15 protein-coding genes and 1 pseudogene are annotated in these 18779 nt (G+C 71.8%); 7 read left to right on the plus strand and 9 right to left on the minus strand.

The window, feature by feature from the left end; genetic code table 11:
* The first annotated feature begins 23 nt into the window (after window positions 1-23).
* Entirely contained in the window at window positions 24-269 is a 246-nt protein-coding gene (locus FEF34_RS05605) for a chaplin (RefSeq protein WP_138052122.1), read from the plus strand.
* A gap of 201 nt (window positions 270-470) precedes the next feature.
* On the opposite strand, the gene FEF34_RS05610 is transcribed toward FEF34_RS05605, so the two are convergent.
* From FEF34_RS05610 to FEF34_RS05635, 6 genes are all read right to left on the minus strand, one after another.
* Entirely contained in the window at window positions 471-899 is a 429-nt protein-coding gene (locus FEF34_RS05610; protein WP_138052123.1) for a hypothetical protein, read from the minus strand.
* 334 nt (window positions 900-1233) lie between these two features.
* Window positions 1234-2427, minus strand: a complete 1194-nt coding sequence (locus FEF34_RS05615; RefSeq protein WP_138052124.1) for a globin domain-containing protein — start codon at window positions 2425-2427, stop codon at window positions 1234-1236.
* A gap of 94 nt (window positions 2428-2521) precedes the next feature.
* Window positions 2522-2962, minus strand: coding sequence for an RrF2 family transcriptional regulator (locus tag FEF34_RS05620; RefSeq protein WP_138052125.1), 441 nt, complete (start codon window positions 2960-2962; stop codon window positions 2522-2524).
* 227 nt (window positions 2963-3189) lie between these two features.
* Window positions 3190-4353, minus strand: coding sequence for an AI-2E family transporter (locus FEF34_RS05625; RefSeq protein WP_138052126.1), 1164 nt, complete (start codon window positions 4351-4353; stop codon window positions 3190-3192).
* 227 nt (window positions 4354-4580) lie between these two features.
* Window positions 4581-5210, minus strand: a complete 630-nt coding sequence (locus FEF34_RS05630; RefSeq protein WP_138052127.1) for a histidine phosphatase family protein — start codon at window positions 5208-5210, stop codon at window positions 4581-4583.
* Between the two features lie 46 nt (window positions 5211-5256).
* Complete coding sequence (locus FEF34_RS05635) at window positions 5257-6483, minus strand: acyltransferase family protein (RefSeq protein ID WP_138052128.1); 1227 nt, start codon at window positions 6481-6483, stop codon at window positions 5257-5259.
* A gap of 608 nt (window positions 6484-7091) precedes the next feature.
* Here FEF34_RS05635 and FEF34_RS41060 point away from each other — a divergent pair.
* The 3 genes and pseudogenes from FEF34_RS41060 to FEF34_RS05645 all read left to right on the plus strand — a co-directional run.
* Window positions 7092-7241 carry a hypothetical protein gene (locus FEF34_RS41060; RefSeq protein ID WP_171052837.1) on the plus strand — a complete coding sequence of 50 codons (150 nt, stop codon included), beginning with the start codon at window positions 7092-7094 and terminating at the stop codon, window positions 7239-7241.
* 119 nt (window positions 7242-7360) lie between these two features.
* Window positions 7361-10162: a Pls/PosA family non-ribosomal peptide synthetase gene (locus FEF34_RS05640; protein WP_407698343.1), complete on the plus strand. Its 2802-nt coding sequence runs from the start codon at window positions 7361-7363 to the stop codon at window positions 10160-10162.
* 344 nt (window positions 10163-10506) lie between these two features.
* Window positions 10507-11076, plus strand: a pseudogene (locus FEF34_RS05645) (AAA family ATPase); the annotation flags it as partial.
* A gap of 192 nt (window positions 11077-11268) precedes the next feature.
* On the opposite strand, the gene FEF34_RS05650 reads toward FEF34_RS05645, so the two are convergent.
* Complete coding sequence (locus FEF34_RS05650) at window positions 11269-12480, minus strand: cytochrome P450 (protein WP_138052130.1); 1212 nt, start codon at window positions 12478-12480, stop codon at window positions 11269-11271.
* 399 nt (window positions 12481-12879) lie between these two features.
* Here FEF34_RS05650 and FEF34_RS05655 point away from each other — a divergent pair, with 399 nt between their 5' ends.
* The 3 genes from FEF34_RS05655 to FEF34_RS05665 all read left to right on the plus strand — a co-directional run bounded on the left by FEF34_RS05655 (window position 12880) and on the right by FEF34_RS05665 (window position 16204).
* Window positions 12880-13527 carry a GAP family protein gene (locus FEF34_RS05655; protein ID WP_234042287.1) on the plus strand — a complete coding sequence of 216 codons (648 nt, stop codon included), beginning with the start codon at window positions 12880-12882 and terminating at the stop codon, window positions 13525-13527.
* Between the two features lie 235 nt (window positions 13528-13762).
* Window positions 13763-15130 carry an MFS transporter gene (locus tag FEF34_RS05660; protein ID WP_138052132.1) on the plus strand — a complete coding sequence of 456 codons (1368 nt, stop codon included), beginning with the start codon at window positions 13763-13765 and terminating at the stop codon, window positions 15128-15130.
* A 171-nt stretch (window positions 15131-15301) separates the two neighbouring features.
* Window positions 15302-16204 (plus strand): SigB/SigF/SigG family RNA polymerase sigma factor, encoded by a 903-nt coding sequence (locus FEF34_RS05665; protein WP_138052133.1) that lies wholly within the window; start codon window positions 15302-15304, stop codon window positions 16202-16204.
* A gap of 65 nt (window positions 16205-16269) precedes the next feature.
* On the opposite strand, the gene cobF is transcribed toward FEF34_RS05665, so the two are convergent.
* On the minus strand, window positions 16270-17490 hold the full coding sequence (gene cobF, locus FEF34_RS44165; protein ID WP_407698258.1) for a precorrin-6A synthase (deacetylating): 1221 nt from the start codon (window positions 17488-17490) through the stop codon (window positions 16270-16272).
* Window positions 17491-17756: 266 nt separating this feature from the next.
* A complete protein-coding gene (locus FEF34_RS05675; protein WP_138052134.1) occupies window positions 17757-18776 on the minus strand; it encodes an SPFH domain-containing protein in 1020 nt (339 codons plus the stop codon).
* Window positions 18777-18779 lie beyond the last annotated feature (3 nt).

Raw genomic sequence — 18779 nt, forward strand, 5'->3', positions numbered from 1 at the left:
CTCCCCAACGAGAGAGATCGAGCATGAGCAAGCGAACCGCGTCCGTCCTGACCGCCCTCACCCTGGCCGGCGCCGTCGCCGGCGTCGGCAGCGCCGTCGCGGACTCCGGCGCCCAGGGCGCGGCAGCGGGCAGCCCGGGCGTCCTGTCCGGCAACGCCCTGCAGGCCCCGGTGCACGTGCCGGCAGACGTCTGCGGCAACACGCTCGGGGTCGTCAGCCTGCTCAACCCGGCCGGCGGCAACGGCTGCGCCGCCGGCACGGCCGGCTGACGCCCCACCCAGCCCGCCCCGGCCCGCGCCACGCGACGCGCGGGCCGGGGCGCTTCGACGTCCCCGGCGGCGCGACGGTGCGACATGCGGTGTCCCCGCGCGGTGTCCCTCCGGCGTGCCGGAGGTCGACCGCCCCGGTGTACGAGACCGAAGGCCGGACGTCCGCCCTCGTCGTCGGACTCGGAACGCACATCGGTGGCTTCAGACCGGCATCAGCGCGACGCCCAGCGCCGGCAGGGTCATCGCCTTGACCGACTCGCAGGCGACGTAGACGAGGTGGGCGCGGGAGCGTGGGACGTCCTCCCCCGCCAGCACCCGGTCCGAGCGGCGGTTCAGCACGGGCCGGACAGCGGCGAGCTGCACGGCCAGCAGCGTCACGGCCGCGACCGTCAGGGCCACGACGGGTGCGGCGGGGCCTCCGGCGGCGACCGCCACGACCAGCACACCGGCCAGGACAGCTTCGGCGCGGTTGAGCGCGCGGAAGACCAGCCGGCCGATACCGAGACCGATCCGCAGGGTCACTCCGGGCGCCCGGAACTTCAGCGGTGCCTCCAGGAACGAGATGGCCAGCACCATTCCGAACCAGACGAAGGCGGCCGCGGCGGCCACTGCCGCCCAGGTGGGGTTCATACGCGGTGTACCTCTTCCTTCCACTCTCGCGCCCGGCTCCTTCTGCTCTCACGCCCGACGCGGACGATGCGACTCCTCGGACGCCGAGGCATCCCGGCGGCCGGCGACGGCTGCGGGGGCTTGCCGACGCCTCGTGACGCACGGCGCCTTCGGCGCCGGGCGGCCGTTCCCGATGGGGCACGGTCCTCACGCCGTCCTCGAGCCGGCCGGAGTACGCATCTCCGTGCGCGGTACGGCGAGGACGGCGCGGTACGGCAAGGCACGTGCGCAGTACGGCGAGTACCGTGCCGCCGACGTAGCGCGGTCCCGGAACACGGGCTCCACCGCTCGGCCTCTACCGGCCGAGCCAGAGGTCCGGACCGAAGACCTCGTAGTGGATCCTCTCGGCGGGAACTCCCCGGCGCAGCAACTCGCCGCGCACCGCGCGCATGAAGGGCAGCGGACCGCACAGATACGCGGTCAGGTCCTCCGGGAGTTCCAGGCCGGCCAGATCGGCCCGGCCGGCCGCGGCCTCCGGGGCTTCGTCGCCGGGCGACTCGTACCACAGGTGGAGCCGGCCGTCCGGCAGCGCTCGCGCCAGGGCGAGTTGCTCCTCGCGGTGCGCGTGGTCGGCGGGTGTGCGATCGGCGTGGACCGTGACGACCGGGCGGCCCGCCCTGGTGGACACCAGACGGTCGAGCACGGCCAGGACGGGGGTGTTCCCGATCCCGGCGGACGCCAGCAGCAGCGGCCCGTCGCCCTCCGGCAGCACGAGGTCGCCGAACGGCACCGACACGGTCAGGACGTCACCCGGCCGCGCGTGCTCGTGGAGCCAGGACGACACTTCCCCGTCCGGTCCGGCCTCGTCGCGGACCCGCTTGACGCTGATCCTCCAGTCACGCCGGCCCGGGGCGGAGGAGAGGCTGTACTGGCGGATCTGGTGGGCGCCGTCGGCGAGTTCGACCTGGACACTCACGTACTGGCCGGGCCGGAACGGCCCCGCGGGGCGGCCGTCGCGGGGACGGATGAGGAAGGAGACGACGTCGGGCGTCTCCTGGTGGCGCTCGGTGATCTCCATGCACCGCCAGACCTCGCCCTCGGCGACGCCCGCCTCCTGGTAGAGCCGCGCCTCCAGGGCGATCAGGGCGTTGGCCATCAGCCAGTACACCTCGTCCCAGGCGGCGGCGACCTCGTCCGTGAGCGCCTCCCCGAGCACGTCGGTCATCGCGGCGAAGAGGTGTCGATGGACGATCTTGTACTGGTCGGAGGTGATCCCGAGCGAGGCGTGCTTGTTCGCGATCCGCGCCAGCATCGCGTCGGGTCGGGCGTCCGGCTTCTCCAGCAGCATTCCGGCGAAGGCGGCGATCGAACCCGCCAGCGCCTTCCGCTGCTCCCCGTTGGCCTGGTTGCCGCGGTTGAACACGTCCCGCAGCAACTCGGGACGGGCGTCGAACAGCCTGCGGTAGAAGAGCTCGGCGATGTCGCCGATGGCGGCCCCGACCACCGGCAGCGTGGCGCGGACGACGGGCGTGGCCTGTTCCGAGAGCACAGATGACTCCTAAATAGGTAAACGATCTTCGTGTTTTAGAAGGCCCGCACCTCAGCCCGCGAGGTCGTGACGGGAGCCGGACCGGCGGAAGCGGCTACCGCGCCGGCGGTCCGGCAAGGGCGACGAGCACGGGCCCGGTCGGCGAGGTGACGAGATCCGCCACGGTCAGCGGGTCCAGCGTGGCGTAGAACGCCTCCTGTGCGTCACGCAGCGCCCGCCGCAGCCGACAGGCCCCCCGCAGCGGACAGGGCGGGTCTTCGCAGCTGACGACCTCCCCCTCCCCTTCGAGCTCCCGCACCAGCCAGCCCACCGAAGCCCGCCGGCCGAAGTCGGTCACGACGAGTCCGCCCCCACGACCCCGACGGGCCTCGATCACCCCCAGGCGCTGGAGGCGCGTGATCGCCTTCGCGGCATGCGCGTGCCGCACGTCCATCGCCTCGGCCACCTCTCGGGTGGTGAGCACCTCGTCGTCGGTGCACACCGCGAGGCGCATGACGGACCGGAGAGCCAGGTCGGTGAACTTGGTGAGTCGCACATCAAGGACGCTATCAAATACGCATTCAGGATTCGCATTAAAGAGGTCACTCGATCCCTGTGGTCTGCGTCACAGACCGCAGACCGCGAACTCGGCAGGGGTCTCGGACCGGGCAGCGGCGAGGGCGGCGGAAACGGCTCCGAGGAGGACTTCCCGAAGGACTCGGGACAGCGGCCCGGGCGGGCACCGTGACGGCCCGCTCGGACGCGGGCCGACCGGAGGGGTTACTACACCACGGCGGCAGCGCCGGTCTGCGGCTCGCCGGTTCCCGGTGCCGTCTCCGGTCCGGGTGCGGCCGCAGGTACCGGTTCCCGCTCCGGGGCCGGCTCCGGCTCGCTCAACTGCTCGCGGAGATAGTTCCAGACCACCGCGATCAGCGCGGCCACCGGTACGGCGAGCAGACTGCCCACGATGCCCGCCAGGCTGCCGCCCAGTGTCACCGCAAGCAGGATCACCGCGGCATGAAGGCCCAGGCCCCGGCTCTGGATCATCGGCTGGAACACGTTGCCCTCGAGCTGCTGCACCACGACGATGATCGCCAGCACGATCAGCGCGTCCGTCGGTCCGTTCGACACCAGCGCGATGAGCACCGCGACCAGACCGGCGAACAGGGCGCCCACGATCGGCACGAACGCGGACACGAAGGTCAGCACGGCGAGCGGGAGGACCAGTGGTACTCCCAGGATCCACAGACCGATACCGATGAAGACGGCGTCGATCAGGCCGACGAACGCCTGGGACCGCACGAACGCGCCCAGGGTGTTCCAACCGCGCGCGGCCACGACCGGGACGTGGGTGGCCAGTGAGCCGGGGAGTTGACGAGTGAGCCACGGCAGGAACCGGGGGCCGTCCTTGAGGAAGAAGAACATCAGGAAGAGTGCGAGGACCGCCGTGACGACACCGTTGACCACGGTGCCCACACCGGCCACGACGGCGGTGGCCATGCTGCCCGCGCTGTCCTGTATGCGTTGCACCGCGGAGTCGAAGGCGCCGGTGATCTGGTCGTCGCCGATGTTCAGCGGCGGTCCGGCGGCCCACTCACGCACCCTCTGTATGCCCTGGACGACGCCTTCCGACAGTTCGCCGGACTGGGCTGCCACCGGCACCGCGATCAGGGCCACGACGCCTGCGGCGACCAGAAGGAACAGCACGGTCACGGCCGACGCGGCGAGGGCCGGGGACCACCCGTACCTGCGCAGCAGCCGGGCCGAGGGCCAGGTGAGCGTGGTGAGGAGGAGGCCCACGACGAGAGGCCACACGATCGACCACATCCGGCCCAGCAGCCACAGGGCCACCGCCGACATCACGGAAACGAGCAGCAGCTCGACCGACACCCGTGCCGAAGTTCCGAGCGCGGCACGGGCCCTCGTGGGACTCAACCTGGCAGACATGGGAGCACCCTATGGGTACCGCGGCCGTGGGTATCCGGCCACAGGCCGTCCGGCCGCCGTGTCTCGGAGTGTCGTTCCTCCCGGCCGTCGTCCCCCGGCCGCGGTGAGCGGTGCCACGGGGAGGCCGGCCCCCGCCGGACGGCGGGACCGGGGCACGGAGGAGCCGGAGGCCGGGCGCCGGGGTACGAAGGTCGAACGCACGCCCGAAAGTCGCGGCCCGCCCCGGACTACCGTCGGGCGGCGTACACGGTCGTGCCGGCGAAGGCGGTGTCGTCGGCGGACGCCCGCTGTCGTGGGACCTCCGGGTCGCCGAGGCCCGCGTGCCACAGGCCGTCGCGCCTCGTCAGAGTGACCGCCGACCGATGCGGCAGGTCCAGATGCAGGAAGGCGCGGGCGGGTGCCGACAGCGCGTGGACCAGCGCCGCTCGGACGACGGACGCCTCGGTGATCGCCAGCACGCGCCCCACGTCGTCCGGTAGGGCCTCCAGCCAGGACGCGGTCCGGCGGCACAGCCTGCCGACGGACTCGCCGCCGTGCGGTGCGGCATCGGGGTCCGTCAGCCAGGTGGAGAGGCCGTGCGGGTCCTCCGCCCGGATGTCCGCGTGTGTGCGCCCGTTCCAGGTGCCGCGGTCGAGGTCCCGCAGGGCGTCCTCGGGCGCCGCCGCCACACCGAGGGCCTCGGCGGTCTGCGCGCAGCGGGCCGACGGTGCCCGGAGAGCCAGGGAGTAGGGCGGAAGGGCCGTCTTCGCGTTCGCGGCCGCACGCCGGGCACGCCCGTCCAGGGGGACGTCCCCGAACGCCGGGCCACGGGTTCCCTCCACGGAGGGCGCGCACAGGAACGTCAGGCGCAGACTCATGACTCCGGCCTCCTTCTCCGATCGGCACGGCACACGGCCGGCCCGGTCAGCCGATCCATCGGGCGGGCTTGGTGGCGTTGTACAGCAGGTACTCCAGCGGGCCCCGCCGGAAGACGCGGGTCCACAGGAAGGCCGTCGCTATGGCCACGACCGCGAACCCGACGAGCACCGGCAGGGCCGGCCAGTCGTCACCGTCGACCGTACCCAGCAGACGGATCGCGAAAATATGACCGACATAGGCCGTCAGGGAGATCGAGCCGACCGCGGCGAGCGGTGCGAGCAGCCGGACGCGGGGACCCGCGAACCGCACGGCGATGAAACAGCCGGCCAGGACGGCCAGCGCGACGCCGGTGTTGCCGACGACGGACCAGGTGGTCTGGCTGTGCGGGGAGGCCACCAGCAGCCAGGCCGGGTGCCCGGAGGCGAACTCCTCGCCGACGGCGTCGGACCACCACGCCGAGGCGGCGGGGCCTCCGTCCGTGGCCGCGCTCACAGCTGCCTGGGTGCCCGGAACCGCATGGAGGGCCAGCCACGACCCCCCGTAACCGATCACGGCCAGTGCCCCGCCGGTGCAGGCAAGGTTCGTGAGCACGTCGCGGCGCGAGAGGTCGAGCCTGGCCACCGCCATTCCGGCCACGATGAAGGGGAACCACGTCAGGGCCGGGTACTCGCCGGTGACGAAGAGTTCCAGGAAGCCGTCCGAGCCGGTGATCCGTGCGAGGGGGTCCAGACCGACGACTGCGTCGGACCAGTCCCCACCGTCGACCGCGGCTCTCAGCAGGTACAGCACCTGCGGCAGGACGAGGGCGGTCGAGGCCGCGATGAGCGCGAGCGCCCTCGCGCTCAGCCGGTACAGCGGCAGGGCGAGGACGAGGAGCAGACCGTAGAAGGACAGGATGACGTCGACGTCGGTGTCCAGCAGGACCAGTGCGTACCCCAGGGCCATCAGGAGGGCGGCACGGATCAGGACCCGGCCGATCGCCTGGCGGCCGCCGCGTCCCGCGCGCGGCCGGGGGCGGCCCGTCAGGAGGACCAGGGTGAAGCCGGCCAGCAGCGCGAACAGTGCGGACGACCGGCCCCGTGCCACCTCCATGACCCACCCCAGGGGACCGCCCACCGACGGATCGGGACCGACGTGCGCGGCGAACATGCCCAGGATCGCCAGTCCGCGCGCGAGATCGAGGCCGATCATCCGGCCCGTCGGCGGCGCGCGGAAAGGCGAGTCGTCCGCGGTCGTCGCGGACGGCACGGCCGGAGCGAATACGTGTCCCATTGGTCACCACAATTCGAGGAACATGCCGGTTCAACCATCCGGCAGTCGGCCGGAAATCCCCCGCCGACCGGGGGGTCCCCGGTACGGCCGCGGGAAATCCGCGGGAGCCGGGCGGCTCGGAATGCCACCAGTGAACGGAACGGGGATCCCCGCGTCATGCCACCGCAATTCGGGACTTGCCAGAGCCGTGCGCGGCCGGTAAGGGCTGTCCCGCAATCCCCGGGGGGACCGGCGCGCGGCGTCAGACGCGGTGCATCGCAAGCCGGAGAGTCGTTCCCATACTGGGTGCATTCGGGCGATGCGACAGCGTCGCGAGGCGCCGTGGCTGTCGTCGTGCGCCCGCCGGGGGCTGCGGGACAGCCCTTGGGGCAGCACGTCGTACAGGCCGGCGGTTCCGCAGCCCGGCAGACGGGGCCGCATATTCCGTCACTCCTGTCAAGCCACGAGCTCCAGTAGCAGGACAGAAATCGTTCGATCGTGCCTACTGGAATAAGAAGGCGATTGAAACCCGAAACGTGGCGCCTGCCACCACCGCCTCCGACAGGAATCCGACATGCGAGCCCCGAAGAAGGCAGAACGAGGGTCGCGCGACCGCAGGTGAACGACTCATGAATTCATGGATACACGACCGCCCGGCGACCGATGACCTTGGAACGTCCGGTTCGCAGGCATCCGCTCCCGTGCACGGCACGGACCGCCGCGCGGCGACGGCGCTCCTGGCCGGCGGCAGCCGCCGCATCCGGGAGGAACTGTCGTGACCTGCAACAGCTTCGAACGACCCGCCACCGCCGCCGGGATCGGCTCGACATCCCGGGCGGATGCACCGGCCGGCAACGGAGGCGGCGCGGAGAAGCCCGTCGAGGCACTGCTCGCCGAGGTGCTGGCAGGCGTCCTGCGCACCGAGCAGGTCCCCGCCGACGGCAACTTCTTCACCGACCTCGGCGCAGACTCCCTCGTCATGGCCCAGTTCTGCGCCCGCCTCCGCAAACGAAACGACCTCCCCACCGTGTCGATGAAGGACGTCTACCAACACCCCACGCTGGCGAGTCTGGCGGCCTCGCTGCCCCCCGCGGCACCGGCGGATGCACCGGCCGGCAACGGAGGCGGCGCGGAGAAGCCCGTCGAGGCACTGCTCGCCGAGGTGCTGGCAGGCGTCCTGCGCACCGAGCAGGTCCCCGCCGACGGCAACTTCTTCACCGACCTCGGCGCAGACTCCCTCGTCATGGCCCAGTTCTGCGCCCGCCTCCGCAAACGAAACGACCTCCCCACCGTGTCGATGAAGGACGTCTACCGCCACCCGACCGTCCGCGCCCTGGCCGCGGAACTCGACCTTCCGGAGGCCGGGCCCGGCGCCGCGGCCGGTCCCGGCAAGTCCGGTACCACCTCCGCCGGGGCGATGTCCGTGACGACGGCGGGAACGACGACCGGAACGGCGGCCGGAACGGCGGCCGGGACCGGCCCTGCGGAGGCACCCGCCAGGGCGCGCACGTGGCAGTACGTGCTGTGCGGCGCGCTGCAGCTCCTGTTCTTCCTCGGCATGTCCTTCGTCGTGGCGCTCGTCCTGGCGAGCGGATACGAGTGGATCCGGGACGGCTCGGGGGCCGTCGGCGTGTACCTGCGGTCGGCCGTCTTCGCGGGCGTGGGCTTCACCGCCCTGTGCGCACTCTCCGTCGTCGGCAAGTGGCTGCTGGTCGGGCGCTTCCGGCCCGGGCGGTTCCCCGTGTGGAGCCTCGGCTATCTGCGCTTCTGGTGCGTGAAAGCCCTGATCCGTACCAGCCCGATGCGCCTGTTCGTCGGCACCCCGCTGTACGTGCTGTACCTGCGGGCCCTGGGCGCGAGGATCGGGCGCAATGTGGCGATCTTCTCCCGCAACGTGCCGGTGTGCACCGACCTGCTCACGGTCGAGGAGGGTTCCGTCATCCGCAAGGACGTGTTCTTCTCCTGCTACCGGGCGCACGACGGCGTGATCGAGACCGGCCCCGTCACCCTCGGCCGCGACGCGACGGTCAGCGAGCAGACGGTCCTCGACATCGGTACGTCGATGGGCGACTCCGCCCAGCTGGGCCATGCCTCCTCGCTGCACAGCGGACAGCACGTGCCCGCGGGCGAGTCCTGGCACGGCTCCCCGGCCCAGCCCACCACCACGGACTTCCGCGCCGTCGGGGCCGCGCCGTGCGGCGGCCTGCGCAAGGTGCTCTACACGGCGGCGCAGCTCCTGCTGCTGCTGGGTGTGTACCTGCCTCTGGCGCTGGGCGGTCTCGGCCTGCTGTTCGCCGTACTGCCGCAGCTGGACGCCCTGCTGACTCCCGAGCCGACCTTCACCAGCCCCGGGTTCTACCTCGATGCGCTGATCGCCTCGTTCGTGGCCTTCTTCGGCGGGCTTCTGGTGGGCCTGGTCATCGTGAACGCCGTGCCCCGGCTGCTGCGCCTGGTGATCGAGCCGGGCAGGGTCTACCCCCTGTTCGGGGTCCACCACGGCCTCCAGCGGTCCCTCACGCGGATGACCAACGCCAGGTTCTTCGTCCTGCTGTTCGGCGACAGCTCGGCCATCGTCCACTACCTGCGCTGCCTCGGATACGACCTGGGCCGGGTCGAGCAGACGGGGTCCAACTTCGGCTCGCTGGTCAAGCACGACAGCCCGTACCTGAGCCGGGTCGGCACCGGCACGATGGTCGCCGACGGCCTCTCGGTCATCAACGCCGACTTCTCCAGCACGTCCTTCCGCTTCTCCCCCGCCTCCATCGGATCGAGCAGCTTCCTCGGCAACAACATCGTCTATCCCGCGCGCAGCCGCGCCGGGGACAACTGCCTGCTGGCGACCAAGGTCATGGTGCCCATCGACGGACCGGTCCGCGAGAACGTGGGCCTGCTGGGCTCGCCGAGCTTCGAGATCCCGCGCACGGTCATGCGGGACCGGCGGTTCGACCACCTCGCCGCCGGCGACGAACTGCGCCGCCGCCTGGGCGCGAAGAACAGGCACAACGCCTTCACGGCGACCCTGTACCTGCTGATGCGCTGGATCCACTTCTACGTCGTCGCCCTCATCGCGATGGCCGCGGTGGACCTCTACCACAGCCACGGTCTGCCGCCGATAGCGCTGGCGAGCCTGGTCACCCTGCTGTTCACCGTCGTCTACTACGCGCTGGTGGAACGGATCGTCACCCGCGTCCAGCCGCTGAAGCCGCTGTACTGCTCGATCTACGACCAGTCCTTCTGGCGTCACGAACGCTTCTGGAAACTGACGACCCACCGCTACATGCAGCTCTTCAACGGCACTCCGTTCAAGAACCTCGTCTGGCGGCTGCTGGGGGTCCGCATCGGCCGACGGGTCTTCGACGACGGCTGCTCGCTGATCGAACGGTCCCTCGTCACCATCGGCGACGAATGCACCCTCAACGCCGGCACCGTCATCCAGTGCCACTCCCAGGAGGACGGCGCCTTCAAGTCCGACCGGGCCACACTGGGCGCGGGCGTGACCCTCGGTGTCGGCGCCTTCGTCCACTACGGCACCACGGTCGGCGACCACGCCCGTCTCGCCGCCGACTCCTTCCTGATGAAGGGTGAGGAAGTGCCCGCGCGGGAGGGCTGGGGCGGCAACCCGGCCCGGGAGGGCGTTGCCGTGGCGACGGTGCCCGTCTGCCGCGAGCCGGCGGACGGCCGGCGAGGGGCGCTGCGGTGACGCGCGGGACACCCGCTTCGCTGGGGCACCACCCGTCACGGCCGGCGGCCGGACGACGGCCCGACCGCCGTACCGCGCACCGCGGTCCGTGCCTTCCTGACCCGTTCACGGAGACCCACGGCGTCCGGTCCCGGACGCCGTGGAGGCGGTCTCACGGAGAGCGGAGACCGGTGGGTCGGATGTCCGGCCGGGACTTGGCCGTACGCCCGTCGGGGATCCGGGAAGCCGGCCCGGACGCGCCGCCCACCTGCACGCTGCGGGACCTCGTGGCCGAGGGGGCCGGAGCGGTGATCGAGGCCGACCCGGCCGTGGCCCGGCTGAAGTCGTCCGTCGACATGGTCGGGGCCCAGGAGCTGACCGACGCGGAGTGGCAGATGCTGCTGCTCCGCTGCCCGTCCCGGCGCTTCACCATCGTCGGGGACCGCGCCCAGGCCCGGCACGGGTTCACGGAGTCGTGGCGGGAGCGCCTGGCGCGGATCGGGCTCGACCGGATCGAGGGGGCCTCCCTGACCATCAACTACCGGACGCCGGAGGAGGTCATGGCGGAGGCCGAGCCGGCCGTCCGGGCGGTGCTCCCGGACGCCAACGTCCCGACGGCCGTCCGCAGCGGTGGCGTCCCCCTACTCCACGGATCCGTCGCGGACCTGGACTCCGTGCTCGACGTCTGGCTCGCCGCCCACACCGACGGGATCGCCTGCGTCATCGGCGATCCCACGTTCCGCCCGACGTCCCGCGTACGGGCGCTGGACCCGGAGTTGCCGAAGGGGCTCGAGTTCGACCTCGTCGTCCTCGTCGACCCGGAGGCGTTCGGCACGGGTGTCGAAGGGGCGGTCGACCGCCATGTCGCGATGACACGGGCGACCCGGCAACTCGTCGTCCTCACGGCGTTCCTGACGCCCGCCGGAGTGGCGTGAGAACCGCCCACAGGGCGCCGCCGGCAGGGCCGGGCCCGTCAGCGCGACGGCAGCCCGGCCCGCTCGGCACCGGCCGCCCCGGGACGCCGGCCGTCCGGCAGCAAAGAGGCACCCGGGTGCGGCGCCTCGGTGTCCCCGGTCCGGCTCACGGGCCGTCGGCCGGCTGCTCGGGCCGGCGGCCGCCGGACGGAGTCAGGGCAGAACGCGGTCGAAGGCGACGGGCAGGTGCCGGGGCCCGCGCAGTACGGCACTGCTCCGGTAGGGCGGGGGGTCGGCGAGGAGGCGGGGGTTGTCAAGCCGCCGGACGAGTTGAGTGAGGGCGATCTGCGCCTCCAGACGGGCCAGCGGTGCGCCGAAGCAGCTGTGGACACCGCTGCCGAAGCCGAGGTGCTCGATGTCGGGGCGGTCGGGATCGAACTCGTCCGGGTCGGTGAAACGCTTCGGGTCCCGATTGCCCGACGCCAGGACCATGGCGACCACCGACCCCTCCGGGATCGTCACACCTCCGATCTCGATGTCCGCCAGAGCGCCTCGCTGCAGAATGATCTGCGCCGGCGGCTCGAACCGGAGCAGTTCCTCGACCAGCCGGGGCGCGATCTCCGGCTCCCGGCGCAGCCGCTCCCACTGGTCCGGCCGGCGCAGCAGGGTCAGCACGCCGTTGGCGATCAGGTTGACCGTGGTCTCGTGACCGGCGATGAGCAGCAGGATCGCGGTGACCACGAGTTCCACGCGGCTGAGCGGTCCGCCCTCCGCGTCGTGGTCCGCCGCGAGCCGGAAGAGCATGCCGCCGTCGGACCTGCCGGCGCCGTTCTCGATGAGGTCGTTGATGTAGAGGGCGAGTTCCCGTCGGGTCTCGGCGCCCTCGCGCAGCCGGACGGACGGGTCCTCGCCCGGCCGCGGGTCGATCGAGGCGACCAGTTCGTCGGCCCAGGTGCGGAATTTCGGCTCGTCCTCGTGCGGCACCCCCAGGAGCCGGCAGATGACGGTCACGGGGAACGGATAGGCGAACGCGTCCACCACATCGATCTCTCCCCCCGCGGGGAAGGCGTCGATCAGCTCCCTGATGGTGGCCTCCATCTCCCCGCGCATGTCGTGGATCCGGTGCGGCGAGTGCGGCGGGCCGAACTGACGCATCGCCAGACCGCGGACCCGGTCGTGCTCAGGGGGATCCATGCCGATGAAACTGGGCGGGAACTGTCCTCCGAACGCCTCCTCCCGGTCCTTGTGCGTGGAGGTGATGCGCGGATCGTGGAGCAGAGCCAGCAACTCGTGATACGTACTGACGGCGTAGCTGCCGTCCTCCTGCCGGGACACCGGCGTCCTGCGGAGCTCCGCGTACAGGGGATACGGATCAGCCCGGCTCCCGTAGTCGAGAATCTTCCGCATCAGGGTTTCGCCACCCATGCCGGTCTCTCCTCCCACTCACCACGCCCGACGTCGGACCATCCGGCATTCTGACCATGATCGCGAAACGTCCGGTCGTCCCTGGGCGAAACCCGCGCGGCACGTCCCCTGACCGGCTCACACGGAGTGCGGTCGCGTCCGGCGCCGCGGGCGCGCCGCCGTCGGCGCACCCGCGCCCGCACCGCCGTACGGGACGAGCGGCCGCGAACGGCGGGGACCGGGTCGCAGCACGGACGGCCCAGGCAGGTCGCTGCCGCAGGATCCACCGGACCGTGTGTCATCCTCGGGGGCAGGTCCGTGTCCCCCCGGCCTCCCGGCCGCGGACGGGCCGTCACACCCGCGCGGACAGTCGGCTGTTCGTGCGCCCGCGTAGGACGATGGCGGCGGAAGGCGGTGCCTGTGGCGTTCGGTGAGGTCGTGTTCTTCGCGGTGGTGATCGCCCTGTCGCCGTTCACCCTCATCCCCGCCCTCTTCATGCAGTTCACCCCGCAGCCCCGCGCCACCAGCAGCGCCTTCCTGACCGGCTGGGTCATCGGCATCGTCGTACCCGCGGTGGCGTGCGCCGCGCTGGCCTCCGTGGTCCAGCGTCCGGCGGAGGGGCACGGCTGGGTCGCCTGGGCCAGAGTCGCACTCGGCTCGCTCCTGATCCTCTTCGGCCTCCGCCAGTGGCTGACCAGACACGGCAGGCCCGCACCGGGCTGGATGCGGCTCCTCGCCGACGCGAGCCCGTCCAGGGCGTTCCGGCTCGGACTGCTGTTGTCGCTGGCCAACCCGAAGATCCTGCTGCTGTCCGCCGCCGCCGGTCTCACGGTCGGGGCAGCCGGGGCGGCCACCACGAGCGGCGTGACGGCCCTCGCGGTGTTCACCGTGTGCGCCGCCAGCACCGTGGCGCTGCCGGTGGTGCTCCATCTGCTCATGGGCGAACGGGTCCTCATCCCGTTGCTGAGGGTCAGACAGTGGCTGGAGAGCCAGGCGGCCGGAGTGATGGCGGTGGTGATCGCCGCCATCGGTGTTCTCGTCCTCTTCGAGGGAGTCGTCAGGCTCTGAACTCCGACGGGGCGTCAGGCTCCGGGCTCCGCCCGGCCGGCCGGCGGGTGGTCCGCGTCTCCCGTCCGGCACCAGCACGCCCCGCCGCCTCGTCGTCGATCGCCTCCGTCGACAACGGCGACTCGCCGTCGGCGGACCGCCGCCTCCCGGTAATGTCCCTTGCCGGCACCGACACCCGTATCCACGCGCGGCCGTACTGCTCCCGGACCGGCCCACGTTCCGAGGGAAGGCACTCATGACGACTGTGGCCGGCCGGTCCGCCGTGGGATCCATAGCGGCACGCCTCGAACGTCTGCCGCACTCCCGCTGGCACGTCAAGGTCCGTTTTCTGATCGGCGCCGTCACCTTCTTCGAGGCGTTCGACCAGCTGCTCGCCGCCTCCGCGCTCCCCGTCCTCATGGAGGAATGGCACCTGACGACCGGGCAGGCCACCCTGGCCGTGACGGCCGGCTCCGTCGGCATGCTGTTCGGCGCTCTGGTCGCCGGATGGACGGGGGACGCCATCGGCCGGGTCCGGACGGTCGCGGTGGGGGTCGCCGTCACGGCGCTCGCCGGGCTCGCCGTCGCCCTGTCCACGGGAATCGAGCTCTTCGCGCTCTTCCGCTTCGCCCAGGGCCTGGGCATCGGCGGTGTCGTCCCGGTCGCCGCCACCTACATCAACGAGATCGCGCGGTCGGACAAGCGGGGCCGGTTCGTGCTGCTCTACGAGATGATCTTCCCTGCCGGGCTCGCGGTCGCGACCCTGGTCGCCGTGTGGGTCGTGCCCAACCTCGGCTGGCGGGCGATGTTCCTGATCGGCGCTCTGCCCGTGCTGATCGCCGCCGTGCTGCCCCGCCACGTCGCCGAGTCACCGCGCTGGCTGCTGGCGCGCGGACGGACGGAGGAGGCCGAGCGGGTCATCGCGTCGATCGAGGCGGAGGTCGTCCGCTCCACCGGGGCGCCGCTGCCCGAACCCGCCACCGTGGAGAAGGGCGAGGAGAGCGCCCGGGGAAGGCTGAGAGAGCTGTTCACCGGGCGGTACCTGAGGCGCACGACGGTCGTGTCGGCCCTGTGGTTCGTCGCGTACTACGTCAACCACGGAATCTCCGTCTGGCTGCCGTCCCTCTACACCGGGAACTTCGGGCTCGGCCTGGCCACGGCCCTCGGCTACACCCTGCTCAGCAATGTGACCGGGCTGCTCGGCACCCTGCTCGTCGCCCTGCTGATCGACCGGGTCGGCCGCCGGCCGGCGCTGGTGACCGCACTCGGCGGCAGCGCGCTCGCGCTGACCACGCTCGCGGTGACCGGAGCGGCCTCCGGCGGACGGGTGGCACTCTTCGCGTCCTGTACGACGCTTTTCGTGTACGCCGTCAACTGCGGGCTCTACCTCTACTCCCCCGAGCTCTATCCGACGCGGAACCGCGCGAAGGGAGCGGCCTTCGGCGGGTTGTGGAACCGGCTGGGCGTCATCCTCGGCCCGATCGTCGTCGGCGCGATCCTGGGTGCCGGGGGCAGCCTGACACTCGTCTTCGCCCAGTTCGCGGCCGTGGCGGTGGTGGGCACGGTCATCGCCTGCTTCGCGGTCGAGACGAAGGGCATGACGCTGGAGGAGCTCAACACCTGACCGGGCACTCCCGGTCCACGCACCTGCTCCGGCGTGCGTCGCGGGTCACGCGTTCCCGAAAGCGATTCACATGCGCGCAAACACTTGCCGCAGAACAACAATGCATGAGCGGCAACCGACAGGGAAGGCGCCCGGAACCAGCCCAGTGCCTTCGGGGAGGAGTGCCAGCTCATGACGACGCCCGCCACCCACCTGGATCCCGCTTCTCCTGCCGGAGCGCCGGGCCCCGGTCCGAGGGGCAACGGCTTCGCCGGACTGCCCCGCATCGGCCGTGCCACCGAGGTCTCGCCCGAGGACGCTCGGCCACTGACCCTCCTGTTCCTCGAACGGCTGGGCGAGTTGGAGGAGGGCACGCGGGAGCACCAGTACGTCCGCAACACCCTGATCGAGATGAACCTCTCCCTGGTCAGGTTCGTGGCCAACCGCTTCCGCAACCGCGGCGAGGGGGAGATGGAGGACATCGTGCAGGTCGGGACGGTCGGGCTGATCAAGGCCATCGACCGGTTCGACCTCGGCCGGGAGGTCGCCTTCACCTCCTTCGCGGTCCCGTACGTCCAGGGCGAGATCATGAGGTACTTCCGCGACACCTCCTGGGCCGTGCACGTGCCGCGCCGCCTCCAGGAACTGCGCGTCGAACTCGCCAGGGCCAGGGAGCGGCTCGTCGGCGAACTGGACCGCGATCCCAGCGTGGAGGACCTCGCCGAACACCTCGGGCGCACGAAGGACGAGGTCGTCGAAGGCATGGTGGCCGCCGCCGGATACCGGGCCGGCTCGCTGGACACCCCGAACACCGACAGCGACGACGAGCACGCGGCCCTGGCCAGCGGCCGATCCCTGCCGGACCGGATCGGCATCGACGACCCCGGCATGCAACTCGTGGAGAACATCCGCGCCCTGGTGCCCCACATGGCCGAACTCGACGAGCGCGAGCGCACCATCCTCGAGCTCCGGTTCGGCAGTGAGATGACGCAGGCCCGGATAGGCACCGAGCTCGGCATCTCCCAGATGCACGTCTCACGGCTGCTGGCCGGCACCCTGGCCAAGCTGCGTGGGCACATGCTCGCCGACGGATGACCCGGGCTGCCGGGGCCCGCTTCGTTCCGCTCCGGCCCGTCCGGCCGGTCCGCCTCGGCCGGCGATCACTCCGCCGGTGTGCCCACCCGCAACCGGTTGCCGTCGGGATCGCGGAGCTCCACCTCGCGCGCCCATGGAGCGGTGGTCACCGGCACGCCGAACTCGTCCGCGACGGCGTCGACGTCGCATACCCGCAGATACACCAGCGTGCCGGGGCGGGCGTCGCCGGCGTGCTCGGAGAGGAACAGCTTCACCGGGCCCCTCGCGATCTCGACGAAGGCCGGGAGCCCCGGTTCGAACCGGTGCCCCCAGCGCTTCACGAACCCGAGCCGCCGGTACCAGGCGACCGCCGCGTCGGCATCGGCCACCCGAAGCACGGGGACCGCCTCTTCCTCCCCCTCCCCCGCCCTCCGCGCCGGGTCGGGCAAGGACGGCGTCCGGGCCGAGGACCGAGCCGCAGCCGCAGCCGCAGCCGCAGGACCGGGCGGACCGGAGCCGTCGTCCACCGCCCCGTCGACCGTGCGCAGGAGGTACGTGTCCATGATCCAGCCGTGCCGCGCACGAGCTTCGGCACGAAGCCGCTGGATGCGTCCGGCGACGTCCGGCAGACGGCCGGACACGAGGAGTTCGTCGGGCGTTCCGAGGTAGGCGCCCCAGTAGATCCACACGTCGTCGCCCTCGACCGCGGTGAACGCCTCCTGGGCGTCGAGCATCACGACGACGTCGCCGTCGTCGTCGAGACCCACCTCGGGCAGTCTGCGCGCGGGAGTGATGTGGACAGGTCGGCCGACCCGGTTGAGCGTGGTGCGGTGCCGCGCCGCCAGGGCGGACACGCTGCTGACCCCCGGGACGACCTCGGTGTCGAAGGCGACCGTGCCCCGCGCCTCGATCTCCGACAGGACGCCCAGGGTGCTGTCGTACAGGGCGGGATCGCCCCACACCAGGAAGGCCCCGGTCCGTCCCGGCGCCAACTCGTCCCGGATCAGGCGCTCATAGACGTCGGCGCGCCGGCCGCGCCAGTCGTGGACCGCCGCCGTGTACTCGCTCCGGCCTCCCGGCGTGCGGTCACGCCACGGGTCGTCCGCTTCGACGACGCGGTACGGCGCGCGGGCGTGCTCGTCGAGCATCCGACGCCGCAGATCGGTGAGCGAGGACTTCTCCGGCCCCTTCCCGAGGAGGAAGAACACATCGGCACGGCGCATGGCCTTCAGCGCCGCGAGCGTCAGATGGTCCGGGTCACCGGCGCCGATGCCGATGACGAGGAGGTGGCGGTGGTCCGTGCTCATGCGTACCGGCCTTCTGGGCGAGCTGGGGAGTGGACGGGCGGAGCGCGCGTCCGGGGCCGGCGCGCCGGTCGGCGGTGGGTGGACTCCGGTGGCCGCTGCTCCGTGCACGCGGTGACGCCTCCCGGGCTGCGGCGAACACCGCGTGGACCGGACGGTGTTGGAAGAGTACGCCTTCGGCGGTTGCCCGCAGCCGCGGCGCGCTCCGCCGTCGTCGCCCGTGCCGCACGGCCTCTCTCCCGCTTACGGTCGAAAGGGGCCAGGGGCAGTCAGGGCCGTGAGGTGGCGCCGTCCGCCTGGACCGCGTCGGCGACGGCCTCCGCCGCAGCCTCCGCCGCCCGCGCCGCATCGTCGGCGGCCCTCCGGTCAGCCGCCCCGTCGGGGGACTCCTCCCGGGTCGCCGGGGATCGGGGAAGCACCTCGCCGAACGCGCGGGACACCCCCTGGAGCGCGGAGGTGACCTCACCGGGGATGACCCAGAACGTGCTGCCGGGGCCCTGGGCGAGCTGGGGCAGCACCTGGAGGTACTGGTACGCGAGCAGTTTGGGGTCCGGGTCGTTGCGGTGCACGGCCTGGAAGACCTCGTCGATGGCCCGGGACTGGCCCTCGGCCTTCAGGATCTCGGCGGTCCGGTTGCCCTCCGCCCGGAGGACGGCGGACTGCTTCTCGCCCTCCGCGGTGAGGATCTGGGCCTGGCGCTGTCCTTCGGCCCCGAGGATCGCGGCCCGCTTGTCCCGCTCGGCCCGCATCTGCTTCTCCATCGCGTCCTTGATGGACTGCGGGGGATCGATGGCCTTGATCTCCACGCGATTGACCCTCAGCCCCCACTTCCCGGTTGCCTCGTCCAGCACACCGCGCAGCTGGTCGTTGATGGTGTCCCGCGACGTGAGGGTCTTCTCCAGGTCCATCGACCCCACGACGTTGCGCAGCGTGGTGACGGTGAGCTGCTCGACGGCCTGCAGATAGTTCGCGATCTCATAGGCGGCGGCACGCGGGTCGGTCACCTGGAAGTACACGACGGTGTCGATCTCCACGACCAGATTGTCCTCCGTGATGACGGGCTGCGGCTGGAAGGAGACGACCTGTTCGCGGAGGTCGATCACCGGGTAGACCCGGTCGACGTACGGAATGACGACATTGAGTCCCGGCTGCAGCGTGCGGTGGTAGCGGCCGAGCCGCTCGACGTTGCGCGCACGCGCCTGGGGGACGACGCGCACCGCGCGGACGACGGTGAAGACCGCCAGGAGCGCGACGATCACGCCGACGAGGAGGAGTGCCGTGCCTTCCATGAT

Source organism: Streptomyces marianii, from assembly GCF_005795905.1.
In the GTDB taxonomy this organism is placed as follows: Bacteria; Actinomycetota; Actinomycetes; order Streptomycetales; family Streptomycetaceae; genus Streptomyces; species Streptomyces marianii.